Origin of the sequence: Streptomyces sp. NPDC057474 (genome assembly GCF_042802555.1) — a bacterium.
Classification (GTDB): domain Bacteria; phylum Actinomycetota; class Actinomycetes; order Streptomycetales; family Streptomycetaceae; genus Streptomyces.
The window spans coordinates 1-8,663 of the sequence record NZ_JBHVDX010000318.1; the positions used below are offsets into that span (position 1 = coordinate 1).

Consider the following 8,663-nt stretch of genomic DNA (forward strand, 5'->3'; position numbering starts at 1 on the left):
TCCACGGCCGGGGGGCTTGGGTCCGCCTTCACTGGGTGGTGGCGTGCCTCCATGGGGGCTGGGTGGTGGGTGGCAGCCCCCGGGTCTGGGGGGGGGCTGGCAGCCACCCGATCCGCCCGGTGGACCGCCTCCAGGCCGGCGCCGCAACGCCGTACTTCTCGTGCTGGCCGTGATCATCGTGCTGGGCGGCGTCGTCGCCGTGGTACTGGTGGCCACCGGGGGCGAGGGATCACCGGACAAGAAGCCGCCGGGCGGGACCGGCGGCGGTACGAGCCCCTCGCCCACCCCGTCGCTGAGCCTCCCGTCCCAACTGCCCAGCGACCTTCCGGCACTGCCCTCGGACTTCCCGAGCAATCTGCCGAGCGACCTGCCCAGCGAGTTCCCGAGCGAGTTTCCCAGCGACCTCGACTCGCTCTTCCCTGCCCCGGCCGGCGACGCCGAGTGAGGAAGGTCGCCGCACTGCAGGGCAGGAGTGAAAAGCCTCACGCGCGCGTGGACCGAATGTGGCTCACGCGCGCGTACGGCATCCGGCCCCGCTCGCCCAGGACCGGCCTCAGGTGTCGGTCTCGGCGCTGACCGAAGCCAGTGCCGTCGCCGGATCGTGGGCTGCCGGGCCGGCGGGTGCCCAGCGGCCCCGATCCTTGCGGTAGGGCCACCAGCGGCCGTCCCGCCCGAGGCGCAGCTGGGTCGAACCGCCGACGACGGTCCAGCGGTTGTGCGCGGGACGCAGCGAAGGTCGCGCGTCCTCGTCCCAGGCCGTCTTCAGAGCGGCGCGCGCGCGTGCGAGCGATTCCGCCTGTACGTGCCATTCCTCGTCGAGTACGGCGAGACCGGCCACCCCGCCGTACCGCCAGGCGAGGACGGCGAGTGCCAACCCCTCCCGGCCACGCTCGGAACCATGGGCGAGCCGTGCCCCGATGCTCGGTTCGGGATCACCGGCGGCCAGCCACACCGCGTCCTGATGGAGCGTCAACTCGTCGTCCAGGGACTGCTGCTCGTGTCCGGGACGGAGGGCCTCGGCCAGCATCCGATGTGCCTCCTGGGCCGTTCGCGCCGCCAGGAACTCGAGCGCGGTCGGGTCCACCCCGGGCGCGGGCGGGTCCTCGGTGTCCAGGGAGGGCGGCAGGCCCGGCTCCACCGGCAGCCGGGGCGGCTCGGGGAGCGGCGGGAGGATCTCTCCCGCCGCGAACGCCTCGGCGGCGTCCAGGCCGTCCCGGTGGCTGTCCTGGAGGCATTCCGGTGCCACCTCCTCATCCGCCGCGGGGGCGATGCTGCGCACCTGGAGGTCGTCCAGGAGGGCGCGCTCGGCGCGGCCCCGCATCAGCAGCAGCACGAACGGGTCCTGGTCCAACAGCCGAGCCACCTCGTAGCAGAGGGCCGCGGTGTGCCCGCAGTGGTCCCAGGCGCCGCAGTCGCACTCCGCCTCAAGATCACCGAGGCCGGGCAGCAGTTCGACTCCAGCTGTGGCGGCGTCCTCGACCAGATGCGGTGGCATCTCGCGGTCGAGCAGGGCGGCGATGTGCCCGGCCCGCTCGACCGCCATGCCCAGGAAGCGGTCCCAGTGGTCCTCGGACAGCTCCTGGAGCAGGATGTCGGCGCGATGGGCGGTGCCGTCGCGATCCTGGACGACGGCGGTGACGCGCCCAGGGCGCACCGACACCGCGCCGACGGCTCCCGCGCGCGCGAGCCTGCGCCCCGCCTTCACCTGCTCCCCGTCCAACGCCGCGTCCTCGAGCGCCTTCAGCCAGGCCCGGCCCCACCACGTCTGCGCGAACCCCCGCCCGCGCTCAGGAGCCAGCGCCGCGAACGTGCGCTCCTCGTCATGTCCCGTGCGTTCCGTCATCGTGCGGCCCCTCGAAGCTCCACCAGGTCGGTCAGGTCGGCATCGGACAACTCGGTGAGCGCAGTGTCGCCGGCACCGAGCACCGCGTCGGCCAGCTCCCGCTTGCGCAGCAGCATGTCCGCGATGCGGTCCTCGATCGTTCCCTCGGTGATCAGCCGGTGCACCTGCACCGGCCGCGTCTGGCCGATGCGGTACGCCCGGTCCGTGGCCTGCGCCTCGACGGCCGGGTTCCACCAGCGGTCGTAGTGCACGACATGCTCGGCACGGGTCAGGTTCAGACCCGTGCCGGCGGCCTTCAACGACAGCAGGAAGACGGGCACTTCCCCTTCCTGGAAGCGCTCGACCATCGCCTCTCGCTCGGGGATCGGTGTCCCGCCGTGCAGGAACCGCGTGGGCACGCCGCGCGCCGCCAGATGGCGTTCCAGAAGCCGTGCCATCTGGACGTACTGCGTGAACACCAGGACGCTCGCCCCCTCGGAGAGGATGGTGTCCAGCAGTTCGTCCAGCAGCTCCAACTTCCCCGATCTGCCGGGGATCCGGGGCCGCTCCTCCTTGAGGAACTGGGCGGGGTGGTTGCAGATCTGCTTGAGCCCCGTCAGCAGTTTCACAATCAGTCCGCGCCGTTCCATGCCGTCGGCGCCGGCGATCTCCGCCATGGTCTCGCGGACCAATGCCTCGTACAGCCCCACCTGTTCCCTGGTGAGCGACACGGCGCGGTCGGTCTCGGTCTTCGGCGGGAGCTCCGGCGCGATGCCCGGGTCCGACTTGCGGCGGCGCAGCAGGAACGGCCGTACGAGACGGGAGAGCCGCTCCGCGGCTGCGGGATCCCGGCTGCCCTCGACGGCCTGCGCGTACCGGGTGCGGAAGGTGCCGAGGCTGCCGAGGAGGCCCGGAGTGGTCCAGTCGAGGATCGCCCACAGTTCGGACAGGTTGTTCTCCACCGGAGTGCCGGTGAGCGCCACACGCGCGCGTGCCCCGATCGAGCGCAGCTCCTTCGCCGTGTCGGAGTACGGGTTTTTCACGTGCTGCGCCTCGTCCGCCACGACCATGCCCCAGGGCACGTCGTCGAGCCGCGGCGCGTCGAGCCGCATCGTGCCGTACGTGGTGAGGACGAACTCCCCGTCGGCGAGCCCGTTAAGGCTGCGCCGGGACCCGTGGAAGCGGCGCACCGGCACACCTGGCGCGAACTTCTCGATCTCCCGCTGCCAGTTGCCCATCAGCGAGGCCGGACAGACCACGAGGGTGGGGCCCGCCGACGAGGTGTCCGACTGCCGGTGGAGATGCAGGGCGATCAGGGTGATCGTCTTACCGAGGCCCATGTCGTCGGCGAGACAACCGCCGAGCCCCAGGGAGGTCATCCGGGCCAGCCAGTCGAGGCCACGCAGTTGGTAGTCCCGCAATGTCGCGGCGAGCCCGGAGGGCTGCCCGACCGGCTCCTGCCCTTCAGGGTCCGACAGCCGCTCCCGGAGCGTCGCCAGCCACCCCGTCGGCCGTACGTCGACCATCCGGCCGTCGACCTCCGTCGAACCCGTCAGAGCGGCGCTGAGCGCGTCGACGGGCGACACCTTGCGGTCCTGCTGCGCACGGGCGTGGCGGATCTCCTCCGGATCCACCAGGACCCACTGATCGCGCAGCCGCACCATGGGGCGGTTCGCCTCCGCGAGCAGGTCCAGCTCCTGCCGGGTGAGCCGCTGGTCGCCCAGCGCGAACCACCAGTCGAAGGCGAGCAGCGCGTCGGAGGACAGGAACGACGGGGTGTCCGACACGGCTTTGTCAGGGCCCTGCTTGTCGTCCTGTGGGCCGATGACCGCGCGGGCGGTCAACTTGCGCGCCAGCTCCTTGGGCCAGTGCACGTCGACACCGGCTGCGGCCAGCAGTCGAGCGCCCTCGCCGAGCAGCTCGGTGACCTCCTCGTCGGCGAGCTCCACGGTGTCCGGCACCGCGGCCGAGAGCAACGGGGTGAGCGGGGCCCAGGCACGGGCCGCGCGGCGCAGCGCCAGCAGGGCGTCCATCCGCGCGTGCGGGCCGAGGGCCTCGGCGCCGGCCCATACCGCGGAGGCGTCCACGACGAGCGCCGGGTCACTCACACTGTGCACCTGCAGGACGGCACGGAACGGAAGCTTCGTCCCGGCCGACTCGTCGGCCGGGACGAAGGCGAGCCCAGGGATCTCGACGCGCAGCGAGACGCGGACCCCCGCGTCGTGCCCGGCGGCGACATCGGCGGCCCAGGCGCGCTGCTCGGGCACATACTGCGGGTCCTGTGCGGCGAAGGCCGGGCCGCCCGCCGCGACGCTCGCGGCGGGGGAGCGGGGCAGTGAGTCCATGACGGCGTCGAGGAAGTCGCGCAGAAGCCGCTCCGGATCGGGCAGCCGCAACGGCTCGCTGTGGTCGACGGGCACCGCATGTGCCTCGGGCGGCATCGCGGCGGCCAGCTCCCTGACCCGGTCCACATCCTCCGCCCGCAGCGGGCCCGCCCGCCAGGCGTCATGGCCGCTCGCGGTCACGCCGGGCAAGGGCAACCCGCGCGCGGCGAACTGGAGTGCCAGTACGGCGGCCGCGCCCCAGAACGCCGTCGACCGATGCGCGCCCGTGGCGGCACGCGCGCGTGTGAGCACCGGCAGCGCGGCGCGCACCGGGAGCGACACGGCGGGCACTGTCACCTGTTCGACGTTCTCGCCGCCGGGCAGCACGACCGTCAGCTCCCCGGTGGCGCCGTGCGCGACCAGGGGCGGCGCCGAGCCGTCCGATCGCCAGAAGGCGACACGGCCGGCGCGGGCAGGATCAGCGGCCACGAAGACGGCACGGCAGCGGGTCAGCTCGGAGACTTCGGAGGGAGTTGCCACAGGGTTCGTCGGCACAGGGATGCTGGACTCCTCAAATTTGACTACCGTAGCCAGAATCGCCGATTATACATCACTTCAAACCTCCAATAGGCGGGCTATGAAGTGATGTGCGTCACTTTTCCCGCTCGGTGGCCGGGGAATCTCAGGGTTGTACGGGGGTTCGACTCAGGGACGTGTCAGGGTCGTGGTCCGGAACTACGGGGAGTCCGCTCCCGTTTTCAGGACAGAGAGCGGCGTGGGCCGCGAAGGAGGCGACGGAGATGTCGAAGAGCACGAAGATCGTCGCGGGGGGTGCGGCAATCGGGATCGTCCTGCTGATCCTGTTGCCCTTCCCCTTCTGGGCCAATCTCCTGATAGTCCTGGGGATCCCCACGGCCGCGTACCTCGCGCTGGACCCCTCGCAGCGGCGCAGGCTGCGCCGGGCCGGCCGCAAGGAGCTCGGCCGCTGAGGTGCCACCGGCCCGCGCGTGCGGGCCGGTGAGGCACATGGCTCAGTTCGGGCGTACGGCGATCTTGTCGAGGGATTCCAGGAGGCCGGGCAGTTCCGGTCCCCGGCCCACCGGCAGCACTTCGCCGGGTTCCTCGTCGAGAAGGACGAACGCGATGTCGTCGGTCCTGGCCACCATCGACCAGCCGGGACCGTCGGCACGGAGGGTCCGGGCGTCGCCCGGCGCGAACGAGGAGCGGACGCGCCCGAGCGGCGGCGGGGACTCCACGTACGCGCGCGCCTCCGCGAGGACGCGGCGGATGCCCGTGCGGGGGATGCCCCCGTCCTGCCCGGCGTCGGTCGTCTTCCCGGCTTCCGTGGCGTCACCGGTCGTCGCCCGGTTCGAGCCGTCCTGCCCGATGAACGCGGCGTCGTCGATCTGCTCCCGCCACATGGACCACTGCAGCGCGATCTCGTCGGCGCCCAGACGCCGCTGCGCGGGACCCCAGGTGCCGGTGTCCGGCGGGCTCAGTGGGGGCCGGTCCGAGACCTCCGGGTCGGGGTCGTGCGGAGCGGGCACCCCGGGCGCCGCCACGGCGACCGCGAGGGGCCAGCCGGGCAGCGCGGCCACGACCGAGTCCTCGTCGGGCGACAGGTCGTACTCCATGCCGCAGTCCCACGACGCGATGGCCACGGCGACCAGCGACACGTCGTCCACCACCACCGTCCACCGGGCACCTTCGCCGTCCTGGCCCAGGACGATTCCGTACCCGTCGGCGAGCGGTGCGAGGCCGAGGGCCGCGCAGGCCTCCGGGTAGTCGTCGCCCAGCACGCTGGGGAAGTTCGCGGGCGTGAGCAGTACCGCCGTCAGCACATACAGTGCGTCGTCGTCCCCGGCGGTGACGGCGTCGTCGTCCCCGGCGGTGACGGCGTCGTCGTCCGTCCCGGCCATGCCGGCCTCCCATCGCTCTCGCTCGTCCGTCGGCGCACCCTAATGCTCCCGGCGGGCCCTTGTCACGAGCGTGAACCCCGTGCGGAGCTGCGGGTATCCGGGGCGAGCTGCAGGTATCCGGGTGGACAGGGGCGAATCGACCGGAGACCCTCACTCGTTCAGACGGCGGGCAGCCCCAGAAGTGACCGCGCGACCGCCTGCGGCGATTCGTCCCGCTCCCGTGCGAGTGCGATGACCGCCCGGCACGCCAGCTCGCTGACCCCGAACGACAGGGCCTCGGGCGAGACCCAGGTGGCGGCCTCGTCGATCTGGTCCTGGTCGTCCTCGGCGCACGCCGAGATGTAGGCGGCGGCAGCCTCGAACAGGTTGTGGGTGCGCTTCGCCTCCTGCGTGGTGGTCTGCGTGCGCAACGAGTCGAAAAATCTGCCGAAGGACTTGCGAAGATTGCCGAACATATGGACTACCTACCCCCCGCGTCGGTATCACAGCTCGTCCTACTCAACGTAGAGATGGAGTTGCGGCCACAGAAGGGGGAGGGCGGGGTGGAGCACTGCGAACGGCCCATTCAGGACCCTGTGCGGCACGGACCCCGTACGGCGCCAGGGATCAGCCGACGCGCGCGGCGAGCGCGAGGAAAAGGTTGTCCTCGTCGACGTACGACGTCATGTGCCAGCCCGAACCAGCCAGCAGCGGGCCGAGGTTCGCCTCTGCGCGCAGGTCCTCCGGGGTGGTCTGCCGCCCCTGACGCGCCGCGAGCGCCGCCCGGCCGATGGGGTGGAAGAGCGCCAGCGTGCCGCCCGGCCGCACCACCCTCGCCAACTCCCGCAGATTCTCTGTGGGGCTCGGGAGGTGCGCGATGAGTCCTGCGGCGAACACCGCGCCCAGTGACTCCGCACGCAACGGCAGACCGACGACGTCGGCGAGCAGCAGCTGCCCGTCGCGGTCCCGTCCGGCCCGTACGGCGGCCTCCAGCATGGCGGGTGTCAGATCGGCCCCGAGCACCACTCCGGAGGGCCCCACGGCCGCGCGCAACGGCGTCAGGGCCCGTCCCGTGCCGCACCCCGCGTCGAGCACCCGGTCGCCCTCGCGCAGACCGAGTTCGGCGACCGCGGCGGCGTAGGCGGGTGCGTCGTACGGGAACCGGGTGTCCCAGTGCGCGGCCCGTGCCGTGAAGAACTCCTGGACGTGTGTGTGGTCGTCGCTCATGGTCCGCATGATCCCTCACCGGAACGGCGGAGGCAGTGGCGCGCATGTTCGGGCGGGAGGCGATCAATCCAGTGCATATATGCGCCACATTCCACCACCTTTCGAAATGCGCCCCCTCCGCGCTCCCGGGCCCCCACTAGCGTCCCGGATCCATGGGACACATGGACCACGCCACCTTCGGCTGGCTGACCCCCGCGCTGTCGTACGTCATGGCCTCCACCGGCGCCGCCCTCGGACTGCGCTGCACGGTCCGCGCGCTCGGCGCCGCCGGCAGGTCCCGCCGCAACTGGCTCGTCACCGCTGCGTCGGCGATCGGCACCGGCATCTGGACCATGCACTTCGTGGCGATGCTCGGCTTCGGTGTCAGTGGCACCGAAATCCGCTACGACGTGCCACTGACCATCCTTAGCCTCCTCGTCGCCATGATCGTGGTCTGCGCCGGAGTCTTCGCCGTCGGCTACAGCGAGGACCGCGCCCGTGCGCTCCTCCTGGGCGGGCTCACCACCGGCCTGGGCGTCGCGAGCATGCACTACCTGGGCATGGCGGCCGTACGGCTGCACGGCGACGTGACCTACGATCCGGCACTCGTCGCGCTCTCCGTCGTGATCGCCGTGGTCGCGGCGACGGCTGCCCTCTGGGCGGCACTCAACATCGAGTCGCCCATCGCGGTCACCGTCGCGTCCCTGGTCATGGGCGGAGCGGTGAGCAGCATGCACTACACCGCGATGTGGGCGGTGCGTGTGGACGTCACTCCGTCCGGGGCGGTCCTGCCCGGGGCCACGGCGATGCAGTTCATCTTCCCCCTCGCCGTCGGCCTCGGGTCCTACCTCTTCCTCACCTCGGCGTTCGTCGCGCTGTCGCCGACGGCCGGGGAGCGCGAGGCCTCCGAGTCGGCCCAGCGGCCGGTCGAGAACGCCGCCGCCCACTAGCCGCGCGCGGCGGCCTTCGAGGCCCACCCCCGAACCACTCCGATCGAGGAGGCCATGCGTACACCCCGCAGGACCCCGACAGCCGGCGCCGAGGCGCCGCCCCAGCCCGCGATACGCGGCCGCCGTGCCCACGCCGGACCTCCGGCCGACGAGCGCTTCGACTCCGACGAGACCGGCGCCCCGACGACCGGCCCGCCCACGCGCGCGGGACGATGGCACCTACGCCCCCGCACCGTCCGGGCCAAGATCGTCTGCCTGCTGATGGTGCCCGTCGTCTCCCTGCTCGCCCTGTGGGCGTACGCCACCGTCACCACCGCCCAGGACGTCGCACGCTTCCGGCAGTCGCAGCGCGTCGACGCCTCCGTACGCGGCCCGGTCGCCGACGCCGTCACGGCGCTCCAGGCCGAGCGCGTGGCCGCCGTACGGTACGCCACCGGGCCCTCTACGGAGCGGGAGAGCACGC

At 72.2% G+C, this 8,663-nt stretch carries 8 protein-coding genes and 1 pseudogene; 4 read left to right on the forward strand and 5 right to left on the reverse strand.

What is annotated here, in order from left to right:
* Positions 1–160 precede the first annotated feature (160 nt).
* A complete protein-coding gene (locus ACFU53_RS44180) occupies positions 161–445 on the forward strand; it encodes a hypothetical protein (RefSeq protein ID WP_384005548.1) in 285 nt (94 codons plus the stop codon).
* Positions 446–553: 108 nt separating this feature from the next.
* Here ACFU53_RS44180 and ACFU53_RS44185 read toward each other — a convergent pair whose 3' ends face one another.
* Complete coding sequence (locus tag ACFU53_RS44185) at positions 554–1,843, reverse strand: SWF or SNF family helicase (RefSeq protein ID WP_384005550.1); 1,290 nt, start codon at positions 1,841–1,843, stop codon at positions 554–556.
* Positions 1,840–4,701, reverse strand: a complete 2,862-nt coding sequence (locus tag ACFU53_RS44190) for an SNF2-related protein (RefSeq protein ID WP_384005552.1) — start codon at positions 4,699–4,701, stop codon at positions 1,840–1,842. Before ACFU53_RS44190 ends, ACFU53_RS44185 begins: the two co-directional genes overlap by 4 nt.
* A 245-nt stretch (positions 4,702–4,946) precedes the next feature.
* Here ACFU53_RS44190 and ACFU53_RS44195 point away from each other — a divergent pair, with 245 nt between their 5' ends.
* On the forward strand, positions 4,947–5,135 hold the full coding sequence (locus tag ACFU53_RS44195) for a hypothetical protein (RefSeq protein ID WP_251828934.1): 189 nt from the start codon (positions 4,947–4,949) through the stop codon (positions 5,133–5,135).
* A gap of 42 nt (positions 5,136–5,177) precedes the next feature.
* On the opposite strand, the gene ACFU53_RS44200 is transcribed toward ACFU53_RS44195, so the two are convergent.
* From ACFU53_RS44200 to ACFU53_RS44210, 3 genes are all read right to left on the reverse strand, one after another.
* Entirely contained in the window at positions 5,178–6,065 is an 888-nt protein-coding gene (locus ACFU53_RS44200; protein ID WP_384005554.1) for a hypothetical protein, read from the reverse strand.
* A gap of 158 nt (positions 6,066–6,223) precedes the next feature.
* Positions 6,224–6,520, reverse strand: a complete 297-nt coding sequence (locus ACFU53_RS44205) for a hypothetical protein (RefSeq protein WP_384005556.1) — start codon at positions 6,518–6,520, stop codon at positions 6,224–6,226.
* A gap of 151 nt (positions 6,521–6,671) precedes the next feature.
* A complete protein-coding gene (locus ACFU53_RS44210; RefSeq protein WP_384005558.1) occupies positions 6,672–7,271 on the reverse strand; it encodes a class I SAM-dependent methyltransferase in 600 nt (199 codons plus the stop codon).
* A gap of 152 nt (positions 7,272–7,423) precedes the next feature.
* On the opposite strand from ACFU53_RS44210, the gene ACFU53_RS44215 reads away from it, so the two are divergent.
* Both ACFU53_RS44215 and ACFU53_RS44220 read left to right on the forward strand, forming a co-directional pair.
* Positions 7,424–8,200, forward strand: a complete 777-nt coding sequence (locus tag ACFU53_RS44215) for an MHYT domain-containing protein (protein ID WP_384005559.1) — start codon at positions 7,424–7,426, stop codon at positions 8,198–8,200.
* A 54-nt stretch (positions 8,201–8,254) separates the two neighbouring features.
* Positions 8,255–8,663 (forward strand): annotated as a pseudogene (locus ACFU53_RS44220) (ATPase); the annotation flags it as partial.